Consider the following 23101-nt stretch of genomic DNA (forward strand, 5'->3'; position numbering starts at 1 on the left):
GGGGAGGCATGGCCTCGCTCCTGCGCAGACTCTTCGGCAACCGTCACGACGAGGAGTACAGCGCGGGCATCGCGCTCTACAACCAGGGGCGCTTCGAGGAGGCCATCGCCCACTTCGAGGCGGCCGTGGCGGGCTCCGCCAAGACCAGCACCACCTATCGACTGGGCATCTTCTACGCGGCCGAGGCGCACGCCAACATCGGCCGTGCGCTGCTCAAGGCCGAGCACTATGACGAGGCGCGCGTCCACCTGGAGCAGGCCCTCACCGAGACGCCCAACTTCCCCGACCTGCAGTACTCGCTGGGCGTGGCGCTCTTCATGGAGGGCCGCCGCGACGAGGCGAAGCCCTGCTTCGAGCGCGCGCTGGAGATCAACCCCGACTACGCCGAGGCGCGCTGCTTCCTGGCCGTCGCGCTCGAGGCCGACGGCGATGCCGAAGCCGCCCGCGCCCAGCTCCAGCAGGTGACGGCCAGCCGCGCGGAGATCCCCATCCAGGTGAACCGCTTCCTGCTCGCCAACCTGCGCGAGCGCGAGACGGTGTTGCCCGAGGTGGGACCCGTACTCGAGCTGCTGGAGAGCGGGGCGGAGTTCCGCGAGGTGTATGCCGAGGGCGTCGCGCAGTTCAACCTGGGCAACTACCCGCTGGCCGCCGATCTGCTGCAGCAGGCCGGGGCGATGAAGCCGCACTACGCGGACGTCCAGTGCCAGCTCGGCCTCGCGCGGCTCAAGTGCGGCCGCGGCGAGGGCGCGATCCAGGCCCTGCGCACGGCGCTCACCGTGAATCCGCGCTTCATGGAGGCGTCGTACTTCCTCGGCCTCGCGCTGCTGGGGGAGGAGCGCTACCTGGAGGCGGAGGAGTCGCTGGACTTCGCGCGGGAGCTGGGGGGCGAGAGCAGCGACCTGCTGCTGCAGCTCGCGCGCTGCCGCTTCCAGCTCGGGCGGAACGAGGGCGCGGAGACGTTGCTCGACGAACTCCTCCGCCGCCAGCCGGAGCACGCCGAGGCGCGCTACCTGCTGGGCCTGCTGCGTCACGCCGAGGGTCGTCACGACGACGCCCTCCGCCTGATCCGAGCGGCGCTGGAGGCGAAGCCGACGCTGGGCACTGCGGCTCTCGACCTGGCGCTCATCCACGCGCGCAAGGGCGAGTGGGGGCGGGCGGGGCTGCGCTTTCGTCACCTGGCCGAGGCGGCGCCGGAAGATCCGCAGCTGCTGGGCTTCCTCGGCCAGACCCAGCTCGCCCAGGGCGATCTCGAGGCCGCCCTCATGACCTTCACCCATGCGCAGGAGCTGGCGCCGGAGGATCTCTTCGTCCTCAAGGGACGCCTCCGCTGCGAGCTGCGCCTGGGCCGTTACGCCAAGGCGCAGGCGCTGCTGGCGCCGGCGCTCACGGCGCATCCGAGCTACCCCGATCTGCTCAAGCTCCAGGGGGACCTGCACTTCAAGCAGGGGGACTTCCTCGGCGCCGAGGAGTCTTACCGCCGCGCGCTGTCCCAGGCGCCGCAGTACCTGGAGGCCGAACTGGGCCTCGCGCTCACGCTGCGCAATCTCGGCCGCAACGACGCCGCGCGCGCCATGCTCGAGCCGCTCCTCGCGGCGCACCCCGACCAGCCCGCCCTGCGCCGCCTGCTCGCCCAGCACTTCGAGCTGCTGGCGGACGAGGGCGACTAGCCCGCCCTTGTCAGCGCGCCCGCCAGGGCCTACCCTCCCGCCATGCAGTCCGATCCCTCGCGCGGCCAGGGTCTGCTACGCCCCGTGCAGTTCCTCAAGGGCGTGGGCCCCCGTCGCGCCGCCGACCTGGCCCGCCTGGGCATCGAGACGGTGGAGGACCTCGTCCTCCACTTCCCCCGCGACTACCTGGACCTGGGGGACGTCCGTCCCATCGCCGAGCTCACGCCCGGCGAACGGGCCACAGTGCAGGGGCAGGTGCTGGCCAGCGCCGAGCGCCGGCCGCGCCGAGGGCTCAGCCTGCTCCAGGTCATGGTGGACGACGGCACGGGCCGCCTGCAGCTCGTCTTCTTCAACCAGCCTTACCTAAAGCGGCAGCTGAGAAACGGCGCGCGAGTCGCTGTGAATGGGGAGCTTGCGGTCTACAGGTCGGGCTTGCAGATGCAGTCGCCCGAGCTGGAGATCCTGGGCGAGGACGAGTCCCCGCGCCTGCTCGCCCGCACCCTCCTGCCGCTCTATCCGCTCACGCGGGGCGTCGGCCAGCGTTGGCTGCGGCGCCTCACGGATCGCGTGCTGGCCGAGGCCGATCTCCCGAGCCTCCTGCCCGAGGTCCTCCCCGCCGAGTGGCTCGCCGCCGAGGACTGGCCCCGCCGCGCCGAGGCGCTGCAGTCCATCCACTTCCCCGAGGACCAGGCCGACCTGGCCCGCGCGCGCGAGCGGCTGAAGTTCGAGGAGCTCTTCCTGCTGCAGCTGCTGGGCGCGCTGCGCCGACACCGGCGCCGCGCCGAGCACGGCCCGGTGCTGGACCAGGACACCCGCTACCTGAAGCCCCTGCTCGCGCGCCTGCCCTTCCAGCTCACCCACGCCCAGTCGCGGGCGCTGGGGGAGATCCGTGCCGACCTGTCCAGCGGCGGCCGCATGAACCGCCTGCTCCAGGGCGACGTGGGCTGCGGCAAGACCGTCGTCGCCCTGGCCGCCAGCCTGCTCGCCGTGGAGGGCGGTTACCAGGCCGCCTTCATGGTGCCGCTGGAGGCGCTGGCGCGTCAGCACTTCGCGTCCTGGGCGGGGCGGCTGGCCGCGCTGGGCCTTCGCTGCGGCCTGCTGCTGGGCAGCGGCGCGCAGCCGGCCGCCGAGCGCCGGGCCACGATCGCCGCGCTGGCCGCCGGCGAGATCGACCTGGTCTTCGGCACGCACGCGCTGATTCAGGAGGGCGTGGCCTTCGCGCGCCTGGGCCTGGCCGTGGTGGACGAGCAGCACCGCTTCGGCGTGATGCAGCGCGCCGGCCTGCGCGAGCGGGGCGCGCCCCATGTGCTCGTGATGACGGCAACGCCGATCCCGCGCTCGCTGGCGATGACCGTCTACGGCGATCTGGAGCTCAGCGTCATCGACGAACTGCCGCCAGGCCGCCCGCCACTGGTCACCACCCTGCGCGACGAAGCCCGCCTCCCGCAGATCTACGCCTTCCTGCGCGAGCGGGTGGAGGCGGGGGAGCGGGCCTTTCTCATCTACCCGCTGGTGGAGGAGGGCGACCAGAGCGAGCTCAAGGCGGCCACGGAGGCCTTCGAGGAGCTGGAGGCCGGCCCGCTGGCCGGCCTCGGCTGCGCGCTGATCCACGGGCGGCTCAGCCCCGCGCGCAAGGCCGAGGCCCTGGACGCCTTTCGCAGCGGCGAGCGCCCGGTGCTCGTGGCCACGACGGTGGTGGAGGTGGGCATCGACGTCCCCGAGGCCACGCTCATGCTCATCCACAACCCGGAGCGCTTCGGCTTGAGCCAGCTGCACCAGCTGCGCGGGCGCATCGGGCGCGGCACGGCGAAGAGCTACTGCGTGCTCGTGGCGTCGGGCGGGCTGGGGCCGCAGGCGCGGGAGCGGCTGGGGATCTTCGTCAAGCACCGGGACGGCTTCAAGCTGGCCGAGGAGGACCTGCGCCTGCGCGGCCCCGGCGAGCTCTTCGGGCAGCGGCAGCACGGCCGGCCCGAGCTGAGCCTCGCCCATCCCCTGCGGGACGCGCGCCTCGTCGCCCTGGCCCGCGAGCGCGCCGTGGATCTGGCCCAGCGGGACCCGGAGCTGGCCGCCGCCGATTTGAAGCCCCTGCGCGCCCTGCTGCAGCGCGTCTACAAGGAGCGTCTCACCCTGGCCGGGGTGGGCTGACGCGGCATGGCGATTGCAGCGCCGCCCGGAGCCATAGCGCCCAGGACGGAACCTGCATGACGGCCCAGACGGTCACCTGTCCAGGCTGCGGCGGCACTTTCACCGTGCCGCCCAGCCTGATGGAAAAAGGCGAGTTGCGTGTACGCTGCCCGCGCTGCGACACGCGCTTCCGCCTGCGCTGGCGTCAGGGCGCGGAGCCGCCCCCGGCGCTGCCGGAGCCGTCCGAATCGCCAGAAGTCGCGCCTCCAGCGGCAGAATCTGCCGCGTCGACCGCTGGGCCGCCGGATCCAGCGCCGGACCCGGAGCGGGAGCAGCGACGTCTGGAGCGCCGGGCGCGCCGCCTGGCCCGAGCGCTGGCCGAGGAGCTGCTGCAGGGCCCCGGTCGACGGGCCCGCCGCGACACGGCGCTGGCCGCCGGCCGGCTGCTCGCCGAGTTCGGGCCGGAGATCCAGCGCGCCTGGCGCGTCTACGTGGAGAAGGTGGGCGAGGACTTCGCCCGGACACACCCGCAGTTCAGGGATGCGTTCAATGAGATCGTTGCCGACGGACATCCGCTCTTCTGAGGCCGCCCCCCTCGCCCTTTACCTGTGGGGCGCGGACGACGGTCTCTCCACGCGCTTCCTCGAGGAGCTGCGCCCGGAGCCCGGCCGCCTGCGCGCGCTGCCCACGCCCGAGCGCTGGATGAGCGAGTTGCCCACGTCGCCCTTCGGCGTCGTGCTGGCGGCGGCCTCGGAGGCCGCGCTGCCCGCCCAGGAACTGCTGGACGGCCTGCGCGTCGCCGGCGCCCGACTCGTGCTGCTGCTGCCCGCCTGCGACGAGCGCGCCTGGCGCCGCCTGCTGGCCCGCGGCTTCGCCGAGGTGCTCACGCCGCCCTTCCGCGGCCTCGATCTGGAGCTGCTCTTCGCCGACGGCGAGCGCGCGCTGCCCCTGGACCGCCGCCTGCCCGAGTTCGATCAGAAGGTCCGCACGCGCGTGGACTTCGAGCTGCCCGCCGAGCTGCGCTTCGTGGCGCCAGCCGCGGGCTTTCTCTGCCGGATGGCGCGGGAACACGGCTTTCATCCCCGGGTCTGGGCGGAGAACCTGCCCCTGGCGCTGGACGAGGCGCTGAGCAACGCGATCCGTCACGGCTGCGGCTGCGACGCGGCGAAGCGCGTGCAGGTGCAGGTGCGCTTCGGCCACGACGTGCTGCGCATCCGCATCGAGGATCCGGGCGCGGGCTTCGATCCCGGCACCTTGATCGATCCGGCGAGCGAGGAAGGGTTGCATCGGGGTGGGGGCCGGGGCGTCCTGCTCATGCAGGAGCTGGCCGATCGCGTGGAGTATCAGGAGGGCGGCCGCGTGGTGCTGCTCTACCTGCGTCGCGCGGGGCGCTGAGCCCCTAGAACTCCTCTTCCTGCCACTTGCTGCTGTGGATCTCGGTGAGCAGTCCGTCGATCTGGCTGCGCACGCGGGCGTTCTGGTCGGGCTCGAAGAGCGCCTTCTTGACGCGGCCGTACTGGTCCTTCTTCAGGTAGCGCAGGGCCTGCAGATCCTTGAGCGTGACGAGGATGTCCTTGCTCACCCGCACCTCGAGCGGGCGGCCGTCCATGTCGCGCTCGGGGTTGTGGAAGGGGTGCATGCCGATGCCCCAGCCGTAGGCCAGCAGCGTGCCGAGCAGCACCTTCAGCGTGTTGCGTCCCTGGACGGTGCTGAGGTCGAGGTCCTCGTCGATGCTGGATTCGACCTTGTCCACCAGCGCGACGAGGCGCTCGAGCGCCTCCCCTTCGACCTGGATGTTCAGGAAGCGGGAGAACATTTCCGTCACGACTTTCCGCGTCTCGGCCATGAGCGCCAGCACCTCGCTGCGATGTGTCCATAAGCGTGCCCCGCCCCTGCGTCCGGGTTCAGCGGCGGCTTTGCATTTGCAAGATCTGCGCCGTCTTGCAGCGCTTGGGCGGCGGGGGGAAGGAAGCTGAATTCGGAGGCCTTGCGAGAACGCTTCTTGCATTGCCGCCCGCGAGGATCGCCGAGCGGCGGACGGGGAGGAACTGCGCTCCCCGATGCGCCCCAGCAAGGAAGCAGGAGACTGCGGCGGGCCGGCAGGCCTCCGCCGTCCAACGCGAGAACGAGGTGCAGCGTGGCTCTCATCAACCGAGCGGGACAGGAAATCAGCGCCAAGGTGGTCTACTACGGGCCCGGCCTGAGCGGCAAGACCACCAACCTGGAGGTGCTCTTCCGCCAGGTCCCCGAGGACAATCGCGGCAAGATGATCTCCATGAAGACGCGCACGGACCGCACGCTCTTCTTCGATCTGCTGCCGCTGAGCGGCGACGCGATCCTCGACTTCAACGTGCGCATCCTGCTCTACACCGTGCCGGGTCAGGTCTACTACAACGCCACCCGGCGTCTGGTGCTGAAGGGTGTGGACGCCGTGGTCTTCGTCGCCGACAGCCAGCGCGGCAAGATGGAGGAGAACCTCGAGAGCCTGGAGAACCTCCGCTCGAACCTGGTGGACATGGGTCTCAAGCTCGAGGACCTGCCCTGGGTGATCCAGTACAACAAGCGCGACCTGCCGGACATCCTGAGCGTCGAGGAGCTGGAGCAGGCGCTGAACCCCACCGGCGTGCCCAGCTTCACGGCCGTGGCGCCGCGCGGCGAGGGCGTGCAGGAGACGCTCCGCGGCGTGACCGAGCACCTGCGGCCGCAGCTGCAGCGCATGGTGGAGAAGGAGCTGGGCGACACGCTGCGCAGCGGCCACGGCGCGGCGCCGTCGCCGATGCAGTCGACGCCGCCTCGGTCCGTGCAGCAGTCCACGCCGCCGGCCCCCGTGCCGCCGCCCGCGCCGGCCGCGCCCGACGGGGGCGCGCGTCACACGCTGGACCTGGGTGGCCTGCCCGATCCCCGCGTGGTGGAGATGGCCCCGGGCACGCATCCGAAGCCCCAGTCGCCGGCCGCCGGCGGCATCGCCGACCTCATGGACGGCCGCGACATGCGCCGGGCGCTGCGCGAGGTGGAGACCTCCGTGGAGGCCTCGCCGCTGCGCAGCCTCTCCGAGACGCCCGCGCCGTCCACGCACAACGCGCAGTCGCCGCTGGAGCGCATGACCGCGAGCACCCCGACGGCGAAGACGCCCTCGCACGTGGTGCCCGAGATCGTCGAGATCCAGGAGATGCCCACGCCCACGCCGCCCGTGACGCAGACTCCGTACACGGCGGCTCCCGTGAACGCCGCGCCCCCGGTCGCGCCGCCCCCCGCGCCGCCGGCGCCGGAGCCGCCGCAGGCCGTCGCGCCGCCGGCGCCCACGCCGGTCGCGCCGCCGGCGACTCCGCCGGCCGCGGTGACGGACAGCGCTCCCCAGGTGCTCACGCTGCGCGTGCCGCGTTCGCTGCTCATCCGCGGCGAGATCACGCTGCGCCTGGTGCTGGACGACTCGCCCAGCGCCACGGGCGGCGGACAGAGCGGCGCCGCGTCCAGCGCGGCGACTCCCGCGGCGCCGGCCGCTCCCGCGGCCCTGGCCCCGACGGCGGCGCCCGTGGGCTCCGCAGAGCCCGTGACAGCGGCGCCGCCGCCGCCCCCCCGCCCGCGCCCGCACCAGCCCCCGCGCCCGAACCCGTTCCGGTCCCCGCGGCCGCGCCGGCGCACGCGCGCTCCAGCGCGCCGATGGCCGGACGTCCGGCGGGCACGGGCACGCGCTTCGCGCTGCGCGACGGCGAGCTGGTCCCCCTGGACTAGGGGTCTGCTTGACAGTCCCTCGCGTCGTCACTACGCTTCGCGGCAAGGAGCGTGGCCAGGGCATGAGCAGCAAGCGCATTCTCGTCGTCGACGACGAAGCCAGCATCCGGACCCTCTACGCCCAGGAACTGGGCGACGAGGGCTACGAGGTGGAGACCGTGGCGTCCGCGGAGGAGGCCACGCGCGTGCTGGAGCGTCAGCGGCCGGACCTGTTGATCCTCGACATCGAGCTGCCCGGCAAGAACGGCCTGACCTACCTCCGTGAGGTGATGGGGGAGCACCGGGACATGCCCGTGCTCATCAGCAGCGCCTATCACAGCTACAAGGACGACTTCGCGTCCTGGTCCGCGGAGGCCTACGTGGTCAAGTCCTCGGATCTGGATCCGCTGAAGGCCAAGGTGCGGGAACTGCTCGCCGACTGAGGCGTTGTCGTTTCCGTCCCCGTCCGACCGAGGAAGCGAGGAAGCCATGTCGCGTCGCACCCTGATCGCCTTCGTCTGCCTGCTGCTGCCCGCCGTCGCGTCGGCGGACGTGGAAGGCGCCGCGAACGAGACGCTCCATCCGCTCGGCGCGCTGCCCACCCTGGGCGCGGCCGGCGGCGTTCCCACCCTCGGCTTCGACCGTCTGCAATGGGGTCCCACCACCCTGAGCTACAGCCAGAGCTGGGGCGGCGGGCAGAGCCGCTCGCTCGGCATGCTCACCCGCGACCTGCGCGTGCCGCTGGGCGGCAACCTGGACTTCAACACGCGCTTCGGCGTGGCCTTCACCCCGAACGCCGGTTTGAGCGGCCAGGAGCAGAGCGGGCAGTTCGTGCTGCCCTACGCCGCGCTGGACTGGCGCCCCAGCGACAGCTTTCTCTTCCACGTCGAGGTGGGGCAGGGCCTGGGCGGCAGCCTCTACGACGCCTACTCGCCGCTGGGCTGGCAGCGCGGCGGGCTGCTGTCGCCGCGCAGCGACAGTGTCGCCGATCGGGCCGACGACTAGCGCCTAGCGCCGCCTTTCCGATCCACAACAATGTCTTGACCGATTTTTGGGACCCCGCCTATCCTGCCGCCGTCATGCCGGAGAGGTGGCCAGGTGAACGTAAGTCCTTGGAACTGGTACCAGAAGCTGCAGCGGCGCTCGCGGCGCCGCAGCGTGATCGGCACCCTGCGCGGCGAGCGCGGGCGCGACCTGGAAACCCTGACCCAGTGGCTCGACGAGCGGCTGGCGCGGGGTGAGAAGGAGGAGCTCGAGGCCTTCTTCGACGAACTGGGCGACCCGCTGGAGCTGCCGTCCGAGACCTACTCCGATCTCATCGAGGCCAGCTTCCGGGCCCAGCTCTTCGAGCAGGGTCTCCGCCTGGCGGCCGCCTGGCGGCGCCGCGAACCCGAGAACGCCCGGCCGCTGAACCAGGCGGCCCGTCTCCACAGCCTCGCCGGCCGCTTCGAGCAGGCCCACGAGCTGCACCGGCTGGCGCTGTCGATGCCGGGCGAGTCCGCCGACAGCATCTACCAGCTGGGCTGCACGCTCCTGCGGGAGAACCGCTTCCTCGAGGCCGAGGACGCCTTCCGCCGCGCCCTGACCCTGGATCCCCGCCTCGCCAAGGCCTACACCAACCTGGGCTTCAGCCTGGACCGGCGGGGGGAGCGGCAGCAGGCGATCCAGCAGTTCAAGCGGGCCATCCAGCTCGACCCCTACGACGCCATGGGGCACCTCAACCTGGGGGCGCTCTACGGGGAACAGGGGGATTTCGAGCAGGCGATCCGGCTCTTCGCCAAGACGGTCGAGCTCGCCCCCGACAGCCACGAGGGCCGCATGAGCCTGGGGCTCGCCTACTACAACAGCGGACGCTACGCCGAGGCGCTGGACGAGTTCGAGCGCGCGCAGGCGCTGCAGCCGTCCAGCGGCGAGGCCCGCTTCCACACGGCGCTCTGCCACTCGCGGCTCGGCGCGCACCGCAAGGCGCTGGCCGAGCTCGAGCGCGCCGAGCGCAGCTTCCCCGACGATCCGCGCATCAAGTACTACCTGGGCCTCTGCCACGTGAACATGAACGACTATGCCGCGGCCCTGCCCTGCCTCAGGCAGGTGATTGCCATGCATCCCGACGACGCGCGCAGCCACTACTACCTGGGCATCGTCTACGACAAGCTGGGCCAGCCCGACGCCGCGCTCCAGAGCTACCAGCAGGCCGACCGCCTTGGACATCGCCTGGCGCAAGGCATGAGCCGCGCGGCCCGGGCGGGCGCCTAGCATGAGCTACTGGGACAGCCTGCTGCTGGGGATCATCCAGGGGCTCACCGAGTTCCTGCCCGTGAGTTCGAGCGGACACCTCACGCTCTTCGGCGCCCTGCTGGGCGTGAGCGGCCACGACGGCGACCACTACCGCTTCTTCGTGGTGATGACCCACTTCGGCACCCTGCTGGCGATTCTCATCCACTACCGCCGCGACCTGTGGGACATGCTGCGCGCGCCCTTCCGCGCCCTGGCCCGGGGCGGCAAGCCCGCGCCCGGGGACGCTCAGGCACTGCGCCTGCTCGGCATCCTGGTGCTGGGCACGATTCCGGCCGTGGTGCTGGGCCTGGCCTTCGACGATCTCCTGGACCGGCTCTTCAGCGCGCCGCTGCCGGCGGCGATCTTCCTGGCCGTGACGGGCTTCATCCTCCTCAGCACCCGCTGGACGGGCCCGCGCGCCACCGGCGAGGTGGGCTGGCGGCGCGGCTTCCTGATCGGCCTGGCCCAGGCCGTGGCGATGCTTCCCGGCATCAGCCGCAGCGGCAGCACGATCTCGGCCGCCCTCGCCCTGGGCGTGAAGCGGCAGGAGGCCGCGCGCTTCGCCTTCCTGCTGGCCGTGCCGGCCCTGGTGGGCGCCGCGCTCTTCGACACGCTCAAGATCGAGTCGCTGGCCGCGGTGGACTGGGGCGTCATCCTGGCCGGCACCCTGGCGGCCTTCCTGTCCGGCTGGCTGGCCCTGGTCTGGCTGCTGCGGCTCCTGGCGCGGGAGAGTTTCTGGAAGTTCTCCTTCTATTGCTGGGCCGCGAGCATCGCCGGCGTGCTGATCCTGCTCACGCGGGGCTAGTCCGGCCCGCGCCTTGACCCGGCCCGACCCTTGACCTACGATACGGGCTTCTTTGGCCGGCGGGCGGACCGATCGGTGCCGTCACGGGAGGAGAGTATCTCCGATGAGCGATAGCGCGATCGGCTCCATGGACAAGGCCTACGCGCCCGCCAGCGTGGAAGAGCGGCTCTATCGCGCCTGGGAGGAGGGGGGCTATTTCCGCCCGCGCCCGGACGCCCAGGGCCGGCCGCCCTACGTGATCTGCATCCCCCCGCCCAACGTCACCGGCATCCTGCACATGGGCCACGTGCTCGACAACACGCTGCAGGACGTGCTCATCCGCTGGCAGCGCATGCGGGGCGTGGAGACGCTCTGGGTGCCCGGCACCGACCACGCCGGCATCGCCACGCAAAACGTGGTGGCGAAGAAGCTCCGCGCGCAGGGACAGGACCCCGAGGCCATGGGGCGCGACGCCTTCGTCGAGGCCGCCTGGGCCTGGAAGGACGAGTACCACGCGCGCATCACCGGCCAGCTGCGCCGGCTCGGTTGCAGCTGCGACTGGGAGCGCGAGCGCTTCACCATGGACGACGGGCTCAGCGCCGCCGTGCAGCGGGTCTTCATCGCGCTCTACGAGGCGGGGTTGATCTACAAGGGCGAGTACATCGTCAACTGGGACGTCCACGACCAGACGGCGCTGAGCGACGAGGAAGTGGAGTTCGTCGAGAAGGACGGCCACCTCTGGCACCTGCGCTATCCGCTGGCGGACGGCGAGGGCCACCTGGTGGTGGCCACCACGCGGCCGGAGACCATGCTCGGCGACACGGCCGTGGCCGTGAGCCCGCAGGACGCGTCCAAGCGCGCCTATCGCGGCCGCCGCGTGCGGCTGCCGCTGGTGGGCCGCGAGGTGCCGGTGATCGAGGACGACTTCGTCGACCCCGAGTTCGGCACCGGCTTCGTGAAGGTGACCCCGGCGCACGATCCCAACGACTTCGCCATGGGGCAGCGGCACGGGCTGGAGAGCATCCGCGTGATCGGTTTCGACGGCCGCATGACCGAGGCCGCCGGCCGCTTCGCGGGGCTCACCCGCGAGGAGGCGCGCAAGGCAGTGGTGGCGGCCTTCGAGGCCGAGGGTCTGCTGGAGAAGGTGGAGCCCTACCGGCATTCGGTGGGGCACGGCCAGCGCAGTGGCGTGCCCGTGGAGCCCATGGTCTCGCCCCAGTGGTACGTGCGCATGAAGGAACTCGCCGAGCCGGCGATCGCCGCCGTGGCCGACGGCCGCATCCGCATCACGCCGACGCGCTGGGAAAAGACCTACATGCACTGGATGGAGAACATCCGCGACTGGTGCATCAGCCGTCAGCTCTGGTGGGGGCACCGCATCCCGGTGTGGACGCACCTGGACAGCGGCGAGGAGCGCGCCGCGGCCGAAGCGCCGGACGCGAGCGGCCGCTGGCGGCAGGATCCCGACGTGCTCGACACCTGGTTCTCGAGCTGGCTCTGGCCCTTCTCCATCCTCGGCTGGCCGGAGAAGACGTCCGACCTTGCGCGCTACTACCCGGGCAGCACGCTGGTGACGGGACCGGACATCATCTTCTTCTGGGTGGCGCGCATGATCATGGCCGGTCTGCGTTTCCCCGGCGACGTGCCCTTCCGCCAGGTCTTCCTGCACGGCATCGTGCGGGACAAGAAGGGCCGCAAGATGAGCAAGAGCCTGGGGAACAGCCCGGACCCCATGGATCTCTTCGACAGCTACGGCGTCGACGCCGTCCGCTTCTCCATGACCATGCTCACGCCCCTGGGCGGCGACTACCTCTTCGAGGACTCGCACATGGAGATGGGGCGGAACTTCGCCAACAAGCTCTGGAACGCGAGCCGCTATGTGCTGACGCGTCTGGAGGAGTCCGGCGTGGTGGCCGAGGGTCGCCTGGGCGCGGGCGCGCCGGCCCGCGGCGCGCTGGCCGACTGGCTCGCCGCCGAGTGGCAGCCCGTGGGCGAGGACGCGCTGGCCGCGCCGGCCAGCGAGGACCGCTGGATCGTCAGCCGGCTCGCGGCCACCGCGGAGTCGGTACAGCGCGACCTCGAGGCTTTCCGTTTCAACGACGCGGCCCGCGCGCTCTACGACTTCCTCTGGAAGGAGTACTGCGACTGGTACCTGGAGCTCACGAAGCCGCGCGTCTACGGCGACGACCCCGCCGCCCGCGCCACGGCCCTGGTCACGGCCGCGGGCGTGCTGCACGCCGTGCTGCGCCTGCTGCATCCCTTCATGCCCTACGTCACCGAGGCGATCTGGGAGCGGCTGCCCGGCGCGGCCGATCGCGTGATCGCGGCGCCCTGGCCGCAGTTGCCCGCCGCGCTCCGCGACGAGACCGCCGAGGCCGAACTCGACTTCCGCATCGCGCTGATCTCGGCGGTGCGCGGGCTGCGGCAGGAGCTGGGCCTGGCGCCGGGCAAGGAGCTGCGGCTGATCCTGCGCAGCGACCGGCCCGAGCACGCGCGGCAGCTGGAGGACTGTCGTCCCTTCCTGGCAAGTCTCGCCAAGGTGAGCGAGTTCGCGCTGGAGCCCGCGTCGCCGATCAAGCCCAAGCCCGCGGCGGGGGCCTTCCTCGACGGGCTCGAAGTCTGGCTGCCCCTGGTCGGCCTGGTGGACCTGGACGAGGAGCGCCAGCGCCTCGAGCGCGAGCTGGCCAAGGTGGAGAAGGATCTCAAGGGCAGCGAGGCGAAGCTCGCGAGCCAGGGCTTTCTGGCCCAGGCCCCACCCGAGGTGGTGGAGCAGGTGCGCGAGCGCGCGGAGGCCGCGCGCGACAAGGCGCGCCGCCTGAGCGAGAGCCTGGACAACCTGCGGGAGTAGGATGAGCCCCGAGCGCACCATCGGCGAGACCCTCCGGCAGGCCCGCGAAGCCCGCGGCCTGAGCCAGGAGGCCGTGGGGCGCGAGACCCGGCTCTCCCTCGCCGTTCTCCGCGCGCTGGAGAGCGACCGCCTGGGCGACATGCCCGGAGAGCTCTACACGGCCAACGCGATCCGCATCCTCGCCGACTACCTGGAGCTCGACCGCGTGGAGCTGATGGCCCGCGCGCGCGAGATGCTCGGCGCTGCAGGCGAGCGGCCCCAGGCGGCCGCCGACGGCGTCTGGCGCGAGGAGGTGCCGGAGACCCGCGTCGCCGGCTGGCGGCCAGGCCCGCGTCTGATCGGTGGAGTCATCCTGCTGGTGGTGCTCGCGGCTGCGCTGTGGTGGTGGCTGGCCGGGCGCTCACGCACGGACGCGGCGACGTCCGCGCAGGGCGCCGTCGACACGGCGCAGGAGCGGCCCGCCGCGACGCCGCCCCCGGCCGTGGAGGAGGCGCGGCCGGCGGACTCCGCCGCCGAGGAGGCCGCACCCCCGCCGCAGGAGGATCTGGGCGCGTCCAACGCGGCCGCCGACACCCTGCCCGCCGCGCCGGCCGGCCCGGCCTGGACCGAGGGGCCGGTGAGCCTGCCCGGGCAGGCGGCCGGCACCACGCTGCGCCGCGAGCCCGCGCTGCGCGTCACCCTGCGCGCGCTGGCGCCCTGCCGCGTCCAGCTCAACGTGGACGACCGCCGCACCGTGGCGCGCGCCATGGTGGACGGGGAGACGTGGACGGTGGCCGCCGAGCAGTTCATCGTCCTCAACACCACCGAGTCGCAGGCGCTCGCGCTCACGGTGAACGGCGAGACGCGCAGCCTGCCCACGCCGCCGAGCAACGGGGTGCTGGCCCTGCGCATCGACGCGCCGGAGGGCGGCGACTAGGCGCTGGCATTGACGCCCCCGCGCCTCTGCGCTAGCCTGCGCGGGCCCTCTCCCCGCCCCCGGAGGCCCCAGCCTTGTCCCGCTTCAGCCTGCACTCCCCCTACGCGCCCACGGGCGACCAGCCCGCGGTGATCAAGGGCCTCACCGAGAGCCTGCTCTCCGGCCGCAAGTACCAGACGCTGCTGGGCGTCACCGGCAGCGGCAAGACCTTCACCATGGCCAACGTGATCGCGCAGGTGGACCTGCCCACCCTGATCATCAGCCACAACAAGACCCTGGCGGCCCAGCTCTACGGCGAGTTCCGCGGCTTCTTCCCCGAGAACGCCGTGGAGTACTTCATCAGCTACTACGACTACTACCAGCCGGAGGCCTTCGTCCCGGCGACGAGCACCTACATCGAGAAGGACGCGTCGATCAACGAGGAGATCGACCGCCTGCGCCTGAACGCCACCAGCAATCTGCTGACGCGCAAGGACGTGGTGGTGGTCGCCAGCGTCAGCAGCATCTACGGCCTCGGCAATCCCGAGGAGTTCAAGCGCATGGTGCTGCACGTGGCGATCGGGGAGGAGCCCGGCCGGCAAGGGATACTGCGTCGCCTGGTCGACATGCAGTACGAGCGCAACGATCTCAACTTCGCGCGCGGGGCGTTTCGCGTCCGGGGCGAAGTGATCAACGTCTTCCCCGCCTACGAGGAGCGCGCCTACCGCATCGAGCTGTTCGGCGACCGCGTCGAGCTGATCGAGGCCTTCGATCCCCTCACCGGCCGCGGACTGGAAGTGCTCGGCGAGCTGACGGTCTTCCCGGCCAAGCAGTACGTGACCGGCCGCGACCGTCTCCGCGAGGCGATCGACCGGATCGGCCACGACCTGGAGGAGCGCCTCCACGAGTTCCGCAACGCGAATCGCCTGCTGGAGGCCCAGCGTCTCGAGGGCCGCACCCGCTACGACATGGAGATGCTGCGCGAGATCGGCTTCTGCCACGGCATCGAGAACTACTCGCGCTACCTTGACGGCCGCGCGCCCGGCGACCGGCCCATGTGCCTGCTGGACTACTTTCCCGAGGACTTTCTCATCATCCTCGACGAGAGCCACGTCACCGCGCCGCAGATCGGCGCCATGTTCAACGGCGACCGCAGCCGCAAGGAGACGCTGGTGGAGTACGGCTTCCGCCTGCCCAGCGCGCTCGACAACCGGCCGCTGCGCTTCGAGGAGTTCGAGGACCTCGCCCCGCGCCTGCTCTTCGTGAGCGCCACGCCGGGTCCCTACGAACTCCAGAAGAGCGGCAAGGCGGTCTACGAGCAGGTGATCCGTCCCACGGGGCTGCTCGATCCCGTGATCGAGATCCGCCCCAGCCGCCACCAGGTGGACGACCTCCTCGCCGAAGTCCGCGCCCGCGCCGAGCGCGGCGAGCGCACGCTGGTGACCACGCTCACCAAGCGCATGTCCGAGGACCTCACCGACTACCTCCAGGCCGGCGGCGTGCGCGTCGCCTACCTGCACAGCGACATCAAGGCGCTGGACCGCGTGGCGATCCTGCGCCAGCTGCGCGTGGGCGAGGTGGACGTCCTCGTGGGCATCAACCTGCTGCGCGAAGGCCTCGACCTGCCCGAGGTGTCCCTGGTCGCGGTGCTGGACGCCGACCGCGAGGGCTTCCTGCGCAGCCACACGAGCCTCATCCAGACGGCGGGCCGCGCGGCGCGGCACGTGTCCGGCACGGTCATCCTCTATGCGGACGAGGAGACGGACTCCATCCGCCGCGCCGTGGACGAGACCGCACGCCGCCGCGCGCTCCAGGAGGCCTACAACGCGGAGCACCACATCACACCTGTGGGCATAACGAAGAGCCTCGAACAGATCGACGCGCAGACCCAGGTGGGCGATTCGCGTCGCCGGCAGGCCGGTGAGGACGCGGCCGCCCTGGCGCGCGACTACGCGCACCTCCAGGTGGTGGAACGGATCGCCGTGCTCGAGGAGGAGATGCGCAAGGAAGCCGCCGAGCTCAATTTCGAGGCCGCGGCCAGCCTGCGCGATCTGGTGGCCGAGCTGAAGCTGCAGCTCGCCGCGGGTGGGGAGGAGCAGCTGTGACGCGCGATCCCTGGCTGAGCTGGCCCGAGGACCTGCGGGCGGCGGCCCTGCCCCTGCTGCGGCTGGCGCTCGACGAGGACCTCGGCGACGCCGGCGACCTGAGCGCGCGGAACTTCGATCCCGACGCCGCCGCGGCGCCCCGCACGGCGCGGCTCGTGGCCCGCGAGCCCGGGGTGCTGGCCGGCCTGCCGCTCTTCCTCTTCGTCTTTCGCGCCGCGGCCGCGCGGCTCGGCCTCGCGCCGCCGCTGCCCGCCGACGGTGCCGTGCCCCTGGCCGCGGGGGGCATCCGTCTGCTCGAGACGGCACCGGAGGGCCTGCGCTTCAACGCGGGCGAGACGCTCGCCAGCCTCGCCGCGCCGCCGGCCCTGCTCCACGCCGGCGAGCGCACGGCGCTCAACTTCCTGCAGCGCCTCTGCGCCGTGGCCACGGCGACGTCCCGCGCGGTGGCGGCCAGCTGCGGCCCCGCCGTGCTCGACACGCGCAAGACCACGCCGGGCTATCGCCGCCTGGAGAAGTACGCCGTGCGCATGGGCGGGGGCCGCAACCACCGCATGGGTCTCTACGACGCGATCATGGTCAAGGACAACCACAAGGAGGCCCTCGGCGGCATGGCCGGCGTGATGGAACGCGTGGCCACCCTGCCGCTCGCGCCCGAACGCCAGCCGGAGCTGGTGGTGGAGGTCGACAGCCTCGAGGAGCTGCAGCTGCTCCTCGCGCACCCCGCCGCGCGGCGCGTGAATCGCGTGCTCCTGGACAACTTCCCGCCCGAGCAGGTGGCGGCGGCCGTCGCCCTCCGGCAGACCCTCGGCGGGGGCCCCGACTTCGAGATCTCCGGCGGGCTCCGCGCCGAGGACCTCTCGGATCCGCGCTATGCCGGCGTGGAGGCGGCGAGCCTGGGTTCCATCACCCATGGCGCCGGCGCGCTGGATCTCGCCCTCGAGCTGGAAGCCTGAGCATGTCGTCTCCCTCCGGCGAGTCCCTGCGCCTGAGCGCTCGCGAGGCGGACTGGAGCGCGGCGCTTCGTGGCCGCCTGGGACGTCCCCTCGAGATCCACAGCGCCCTGGACAGCGCCATGGACCGCGCGCACGCGCTGGGGGAGGCGGGCGCGCCGGCCGGGGCCTGCGTGCTCACCGAGCACCAGCGCCGGGGACGCGGGCGGCGCGCCAACGACTGGCAGGACGCGCCCGGCGACAGCCTGCTGCTGGCGCTGCTGCTGCGCCCCACGTGGACGCCGGCGCGCGGGGGACTGCTCGCCCTGGGCGCGGGGCTGGCCCTCGCCCGCGCGGGCGACGCGTTCGGACTGCGTCTCGCGCTGAAGTGGCCCAACGACGTGCTGCACGGCGAGCGCAAGGTGGCCGGCGTGCTGAGCGAGGCGCGTCTGTCCGGGGACGGCTACGCGCAGCTGGTGCTGGGGATGGGCGTGAACGTCCACCAGCGTGAGACCGACTTCGCGCCGGCGCTGCGGGGGCGCGCGTCCTCGCTCGACCTGGCCGCCGGGCGGCGGCTGTCGCGGCGGGACCTCTTCGCGACGCTCCTCGTGGAACTCGAAGCGGTGCTGGACGCGCTCGACACCGACGCTGCGCCGCGGCTCCTGGACGCGTGGCGCGAACGCTGGGCCCACCGCGGGCGCGTCGCGCGCGACGAGGCGGGTCGTCGGCTGCGCCTGATGGACGTGGACGCGACCGGCGCGCTGCGCGTCGAGAGTCCCACGGGTTCGGAGCTGCTCCAGGCGGGCGAGCTGCTCGTCCTCGAGGAGGACGCCAACGCCGGCGACGATTGAGCGCTGGCGCGGCCGTCGCCGCGCGGCTACCCTGTGACGACCCCCGGCCCGGAGATCGCGGTGGACACGTTGCTCTGCATCGACATCGGCAACAGCCGGCTCAAGGCCCGGTGCTGGTCGCACGGGCCCGAGGGCGACGCGCTGTCGCTGGAGGGCGGGGACGTGGACGCGCTGCTCGACGCCCTCGCCCCGCTGCTCGCTGCGGCCGAGGGCCGCGTCGGCCTCTGCAGCGTCCGTCCTTCGCTGGGCCTGCCCCTCGCGCGGGCGCTGCGCGCGCGAGGCGCACAGCTGCGGGAGATCCGCGGCGACAGTCCCGCGCCCTTTCCCGTGGCCGTCGCCCAGCGCGAGACCCTCGGCGCCGACCGCCTCTGCAACGCCGCCGCCGCCTGGGCGGCCTCGCTGGCGCCCGCCCTCGTGATCGACGCGGGCACCGCCGTCACCGTGGATCTGGTCGACGCGGGCGGCGTCTACCGCGGCGGTGCGATCCTGCCGGGGCAGTCGCTCACCCTGCGCGCGCTGGGCGCCGGCGCGGAGCAGCTCTTCGAGGCGCGGCCGGACTGGCCGCCGTCCCCCTGGGGACGCGACAGCGCGGAGGCGCTGGCCGCCGGCGCGCTCTGGGGCGGGCTGGCCGCCCTCGAAGGCCTGGCGCTGCGCTATCGCGCGGACTGGGGGGACGCGGCGCCGGTGATCCTGACCGGCGGCGCCGCCCCCGGGCTCGCCGAGCGCTGGGCGGCGGGCGCCTGCCGGCTGGAGCCCGACTGGACCCTGCGCGGCGTGGCCGCTCTCTGCGCCTCTCACTGACTTCACATTTTTGTAGCGTGGTGAATTCATCTGGCGCCCGGCGCCTCAGCGACATACTATGCGCGACCCGAAAATGGAGGTCAGCATGGATCTGATTCAGATGCTCACGAGTCAACTGAACGTGGACGAGTCCCAGGCCAAGGGTGGCGCGGGTCTCATCCTCAAGGCGGCCAAGGACAAGCTCGGCGGGGGCGATTTCGGCAAGCTGGCGGCCCAGCTCCCCAACGCCGACGCCCTCATGCAGGCGGCGCCCTCCGCAGGCGGCCTGGGCGGGCTGGTCTCGGGCCTCGGCGGCAAGCTCGGCGGCAAGCTCGGCGGCCTGGGCGCGCTGGCCGGGCTGGCCGGCGGCTTCGAGAAGCTCGGCCTCAAGCCCGAGATGGTCGGCAAGTTCGCGCCGGTCATGATGGACTTCTTCAAGTCCAAAGGCGGCCAGGGGCTCGCCGATCTGTTCAAGAAGGTCATGGGCTAGCTCGCCGCTTTTCCCGGGAGACCGACGCTTTGCTGTGACTTTGCGAACCCGTCTGCGGTCGTGAAAGCGGCGGGTCGAGCAAGGTCTCTATGCCCCGCGCCGCAGGTCCGGCAGGATCCGGTGGCATTCACTCAGCACGAGGAGACGAACCGATGAAGTCGAGGATGATGACCTGGGGTCTGCTGCTGGCGGTGGCGAGCGTCGCGGCCAGCGGTTGCAGCAGCTCCAGCACGAAGGACCTGAACACGGACGACAGCGTTCAGGAGGCGCTCCGCTCGCGCGAGGCGCAGATCGAGGAACTGCAGGCGAAGCTGGCCACCAGCCAGAAGGAAGCCGCGAGCGCGCGCGATGCCGCGAACCAGGCCGAGAGCCGCGCTCAGCAGGTCGAGACCGCCATGCAGGACATGAGCAGCGCGCAGGGCGCCTCCAGCGCCGAGGCCATGCTACTGCCTCCCAACGCCCAGCCCGGCGAATGCTACGCGCGTGTGCTGATTCCCGAGGTCTACGAGACCGGCGAGGAGCAGGTGCTGGTGCGCGAGGCCGGCGAGAAGGTGGAGATCGTCCCTGCCCGCTACGACTGGGTGGAGGAGGACGTGCTCGTGCGCGAGGCCAGCGAGAAGCTGGAAGTCGTGCCCGCGACCTTCGAGACCGTCGAGGAGCAGATCCTGGTCAAGCCGGCCAGCAAGGAGCTGCAGGAGGTTCCGGCCGTCTACGAGACCGTCACCGAGAAGGTGCTGGTCACCCCGGAGCGCACCTACTGGAAGAAGGGCCGCGGTCTCATCGAGCGCGTGGACAACAGCACCGGCGAGGTGATGTGCCTGGTCAAGGAGCCGGCGGTCTACAAGACCGTGAGCAAGCGCGTGCTGAAGTCCAAGGCCGGCGTGCACGAGGTCGAGATTCCTGCGGAATACAAGACCCTCAGCCGTCAGGTTGTGAAGGAGGCCGCGCACACGCGCACGGTCACCGTTCCCGCCGTGTACAAGTCCGTCAAGGTGCGCAAGCTCGCGGAGCCCGCGCGCGAGACGCGCACGGCGATCCCGGCCGAGTACAAGACGGTGCAGAACCGCCGCATGGTCCAGCCCAGCCGGCTGGAGTGGCGTCCGGTGCTCTGCGAGACCAACATGAGCGGCGGCGTTGTGAGCGAGCTGCAGCGGGCGCTCAAGGGCGCCGGCTTCGACCCGGGCCCGATCGATGGCATCTACGGCCGTCAGACCCAGGGCGCCCTCACGGCCTATCAGAAGTCAAAGGGCCTGGCTTCCGGTGGCCTGACCTACGCGACGATCGAGGCGCTGGGCATCAAGCTCTAGTCGACCTAGAAATCGGTTTGCCGGTACGGGCCGCGCCTTCGGGGGCGGCCCGTGCCGTTGGCATCAGGGCTGCGTCCCCAGGCCCGCCGCCAGCGGCTCGTCCGGGCGGCGGGCGCCGAGGGCGAGCGCGAGCGTTGCCTCGTCCGTGCCGAGATCGCGGGCGAGAAGCGCGCGCAGGCGCGGGCCGTCCGTGGGTGTCGCCGAACGTGCGAGCTCCGCGAGGAGCTCACGCAGCGGGCGGTGGTCGTCCCAGGTCTCCACCAACCGCCAGGCGAGGCCGTAGGCCCGGGACTCGGCCGCGGGGTCGAGCGCCGAGTCCTGGCGCCAGTCCAGGAGCGCTTGCAGCCAGCCGGCCGTCCGCAGCGCGGAGCCCACGTCGCGATCTGCCCGGTAGCGTCGGGCCTGCTGCGGGTCGAGCCGCTGGGCGAAGCTCTTCGCGATCAGCTCGCAGACTCCCTCGCAGAACCAGCGCGTCCCGGTGGAGGGTCCGCCGTCGAGGTCCTGACGCAACCCCGGCACCTGGTCCAGCAGGTCGTGTCCCAGCTCGTGGGGGAGCGTGTCGTAGAGCAGTTCGAGGAACTCCGGCGTGGCGCCCGGCCCCAGCAGGGGGCGCGACCGCTCGACGAAGGCCAGGCGCAGCTCGCACCAGGACGCGTCGGATGGCTCGCGTGCCTCGAAGCGGTAGGCCGTCGGCACGCGCTCCACTTCGAGCAGACAGAGCAGGATGTTCCCGGGCAAGGGCAGGCCCGTGGCGGTCGTGGCATGGGCCACCGCTTCGCGGACCAGTGCGGCCACGTCGGAGAGTTCCGCCTCGCGGTCCGACGAGAGCGCGCCGACGACGAGCAGCCGCCGCCCGCCGGGGAGCGCGAACTCACGCCGTGGCCCGGTCTCGAGGAGGTCTTCGCTGACGCTGAGTGGGGGAATGGTCCTGCCGTCGGCGTAGGTGGCGCTGCGCTCCTGGCGGAAGAGCCGCTGGGCCTGGGCGGACCCGGCCGTCCCCAGCGCGATGCCGAGCAGCAGGCAGGCGCCCAGCAGGGCGCGCGGCGGGCACGTGAACGGGACGGCCATGCGCCGGGTCAGGCAAGCATCGTGCCTTTGCGAGAGCGCCGCGAGCCGGGATCCGGTATAGTGCTGGATGAAGAATCCCGGCCCGCTGAGCGAGCCGGGATCCCGGGAGAAGCCTGCCCTCGCGCGGCGAGAGCAGTGGAGCAGTGCAGCGAAGGGCCTAGGGGAGAAGCGTCACGAGCCCTCCGCGCACCCTTGGTATCGGCCGCGGCGGGCGCCGCTTGAGCGATTTCCCGCCGCGGAGGGAAGGAGCGCAGGCCGTGAGCACGAGCGAGGGTCAGGCCACGCCGCCCCTGGTGGGCTGGAAGGAGCGTGTGACGCTCCCGGACTGGGGCATCACCCTGAAGGCGCTGATGGATCCCGTGTCGCCGCTGTCGACCCTGTCCGTGCCCCGGGTCGAGCGGGTGGGCCGCATGCGCGACCCCGACGGCCGGCGCCGGCTCGTCCTGCGCCTGGAGGTGCCCGTGGGGCGCGGGCAGGGAAGGTTGCAGCCCGTGCACGCCTTCTACGTCCGCCGGACGCGGCTGGGGGAAGGGCTCGGGCGCTGCTTCGTGGTCCAGGCGCGGCTGGCCCTCGGCGAGCAGATCTGGGAGGGCGAGCTGGCGCTCGTGCCCAGCCGGCGCCAGCACTTCCTGCATCTGGGGCGGGCTGATCTGGCCGGCCGCTTCCGTCTCGATCCGGCCCGCAGCTACCTGCATCCGGTGCGCGCGCGGCGCGCCGCGCCCGCGCCGCTCCTGCCGCTGGGGGGGCCGGAAAAAGCAGCCGAATAGGCTTGCACGCCTCCGCAACCCTGTCTATATTCCGCCGCGAAGCGCTAGCAATCGCGCCATTCGACTGCTAAATCCACTGCAAAGTAATGCTTTAGGCGACGCGGCCTCGGCGCGACGGCCCCGCCTCGGCCCAACGATCCATGGAGGTTGGAGTATGTCCATCAAGCCGTTGTCTGACCGGATCCTCGTGAAGGCCTTCGATGAGGAGGAGGTCAAGAAGGGCGGCATCATCATCCCGGACACCGCCAAGGAAAAGCCCCAGAAGGGCGAGGTCGTCGAGGTCGGCCCCGGCCGGCTGACCGACGCCGGCGAGCGTCTGCCGCTCGAGGTGGGCAAGGGTGACAAGGTGCTCTATGGCAAGTACTCGGGCTCCGAAGTGACCATCGACGACGAGAAGTTCATCATCCTGCGTGAGAGCGACATCCTCGCGGTCCTTTAGACCCGCCCTCGCAGGAGACAAGGCGGCGCCGCGCGGCGGCGCCCCGACGCGTTACCGTTCGA

General features: G+C 72.0%; 20 protein-coding genes and 1 pseudogene. 19 read left to right on the top strand and 2 right to left on the bottom strand.

Annotated features, from left to right (window positions below):
* Positions 1–8: 8 nt before the first annotated feature.
* Genes H6693_01750 through H6693_01765 form a run of 4 tightly spaced genes read left to right on the top strand, consistent with a single transcriptional unit; the run spans position 9 to position 5186 of the window.
* Positions 9–1667 carry a tetratricopeptide repeat protein gene (locus tag H6693_01750; protein ID MCB9514897.1) on the top strand — a complete coding sequence of 553 codons (1659 nt, stop codon included), beginning with the start codon at positions 9–11 and terminating at the stop codon, positions 1665–1667.
* 42 nt (positions 1668–1709) lie between these two features.
* On the top strand, positions 1710–3812 hold the full coding sequence (gene recG, locus H6693_01755) for an ATP-dependent DNA helicase RecG (protein ID MCB9514898.1): 2103 nt from the start codon (positions 1710–1712) through the stop codon (positions 3810–3812).
* A 56-nt stretch (positions 3813–3868) separates the two neighbouring features.
* On the top strand, positions 3869–4375 hold the full coding sequence (locus H6693_01760; protein MCB9514899.1) for a zinc-ribbon domain-containing protein: 507 nt from the start codon (positions 3869–3871) through the stop codon (positions 4373–4375).
* Positions 4341–5186, top strand: coding sequence for an ATP-binding protein (locus tag H6693_01765; protein MCB9514900.1), 846 nt, complete (start codon positions 4341–4343; stop codon positions 5184–5186). Before H6693_01760 ends, H6693_01765 begins: the two co-directional genes overlap by 35 nt.
* A 4-nt stretch (positions 5187–5190) precedes the next feature.
* On the opposite strand, the gene H6693_01770 is transcribed toward H6693_01765, so the two are convergent.
* Positions 5191–5607: a hypothetical protein gene (locus H6693_01770; GenBank protein ID MCB9514901.1), complete on the bottom strand. Its 417-nt coding sequence runs from the start codon at positions 5605–5607 to the stop codon at positions 5191–5193.
* A 321-nt stretch (positions 5608–5928) separates the two neighbouring features.
* Here H6693_01770 and H6693_01775 point away from each other — a divergent pair.
* The 13 genes and pseudogenes from H6693_01775 to H6693_01835 all read left to right on the top strand — a co-directional run bounded on the left by H6693_01775 (position 5929) and on the right by H6693_01835 (position 20765).
* A pseudogene (locus H6693_01775) lies at positions 5929–6507 on the top strand (gliding-motility protein MglA).
* Positions 6508–7585: 1078 nt separating this feature from the next.
* Entirely contained in the window at positions 7586–7945 is a 360-nt protein-coding gene (locus H6693_01780) for a response regulator (protein MCB9514902.1), read from the top strand.
* A gap of 46 nt (positions 7946–7991) precedes the next feature.
* Positions 7992–8507 carry a hypothetical protein gene (locus tag H6693_01785; protein ID MCB9514903.1) on the top strand — a complete coding sequence of 172 codons (516 nt, stop codon included), beginning with the start codon at positions 7992–7994 and terminating at the stop codon, positions 8505–8507.
* A 93-nt stretch (positions 8508–8600) separates the two neighbouring features.
* Positions 8601–9755, top strand: coding sequence for a tetratricopeptide repeat protein (locus tag H6693_01790; GenBank protein MCB9514904.1), 1155 nt, complete (start codon positions 8601–8603; stop codon positions 9753–9755).
* 1 nt (position 9756) lies between these two features.
* Positions 9757–10581 carry an undecaprenyl-diphosphate phosphatase gene (locus H6693_01795; GenBank protein MCB9514905.1) on the top strand — a complete coding sequence of 275 codons (825 nt, stop codon included), beginning with the start codon at positions 9757–9759 and terminating at the stop codon, positions 10579–10581.
* Positions 10582–10684: 103 nt separating this feature from the next.
* Positions 10685–13408 carry a valine--tRNA ligase gene (locus H6693_01800; GenBank protein MCB9514906.1) on the top strand — a complete coding sequence of 908 codons (2724 nt, stop codon included), beginning with the start codon at positions 10685–10687 and terminating at the stop codon, positions 13406–13408.
* Position 13409: 1 nt separating this feature from the next.
* Positions 13410–14324 carry a helix-turn-helix domain-containing protein gene (locus tag H6693_01805; protein MCB9514907.1) on the top strand — a complete coding sequence of 305 codons (915 nt, stop codon included), beginning with the start codon at positions 13410–13412 and terminating at the stop codon, positions 14322–14324.
* Between the two features lie 74 nt (positions 14325–14398).
* Positions 14399–16408, top strand: coding sequence for an excinuclease ABC subunit UvrB (uvrB, locus tag H6693_01810; protein ID MCB9514908.1), 2010 nt, complete (start codon positions 14399–14401; stop codon positions 16406–16408).
* Entirely contained in the window at positions 16405–17361 is a 957-nt protein-coding gene (locus H6693_01815) for a nicotinate-nucleotide diphosphorylase (carboxylating) (protein MCB9514909.1), read from the top strand. Before uvrB ends, H6693_01815 begins: the two co-directional genes overlap by 4 nt.
* Positions 17362–17363: 2 nt before the next feature.
* Positions 17364–18188, top strand: coding sequence for a biotin--[acetyl-CoA-carboxylase] ligase (locus H6693_01820; GenBank protein MCB9514910.1), 825 nt, complete (start codon positions 17364–17366; stop codon positions 18186–18188).
* A 60-nt stretch (positions 18189–18248) separates the two neighbouring features.
* Entirely contained in the window at positions 18249–18989 is a 741-nt protein-coding gene (locus H6693_01825) for a type III pantothenate kinase (protein ID MCB9514911.1), read from the top strand.
* A gap of 85 nt (positions 18990–19074) precedes the next feature.
* Positions 19075–19458 carry a DUF2780 domain-containing protein gene (locus tag H6693_01830; protein ID MCB9514912.1) on the top strand — a complete coding sequence of 128 codons (384 nt, stop codon included), beginning with the start codon at positions 19075–19077 and terminating at the stop codon, positions 19456–19458.
* A gap of 164 nt (positions 19459–19622) precedes the next feature.
* Positions 19623–20765: a peptidoglycan-binding protein gene (locus tag H6693_01835; GenBank protein MCB9514913.1), complete on the top strand. Its 1143-nt coding sequence runs from the start codon at positions 19623–19625 to the stop codon at positions 20763–20765.
* A gap of 63 nt (positions 20766–20828) precedes the next feature.
* Here the strand turns inward: H6693_01835 and H6693_01840 are convergent, their stop codons facing one another.
* Entirely contained in the window at positions 20829–21833 is a 1005-nt protein-coding gene (locus tag H6693_01840) for a hypothetical protein (GenBank protein ID MCB9514914.1), read from the bottom strand.
* Between the two features lie 257 nt (positions 21834–22090).
* Here H6693_01840 and H6693_01845 point away from each other — a divergent pair, with 257 nt between their 5' ends.
* Complete coding sequence (locus H6693_01845; GenBank protein MCB9514915.1) at positions 22091–22600, top strand: ATP-dependent zinc protease; 510 nt, start codon at positions 22091–22093, stop codon at positions 22598–22600.
* A 154-nt stretch (positions 22601–22754) separates the two neighbouring features.
* Positions 22755–23039, top strand: coding sequence for a co-chaperone GroES (gene groES / locus H6693_01850; GenBank protein ID MCB9514916.1), 285 nt, complete (start codon positions 22755–22757; stop codon positions 23037–23039).
* Positions 23040–23101: the final 62 nt, after the last annotated feature.

This window comes from Candidatus Latescibacterota bacterium (genome assembly GCA_020633725.1).
Taxonomy (GTDB): Bacteria; Krumholzibacteriota; Krumholzibacteriia; order JACNKJ01; family JACNKJ01; genus VGXI01.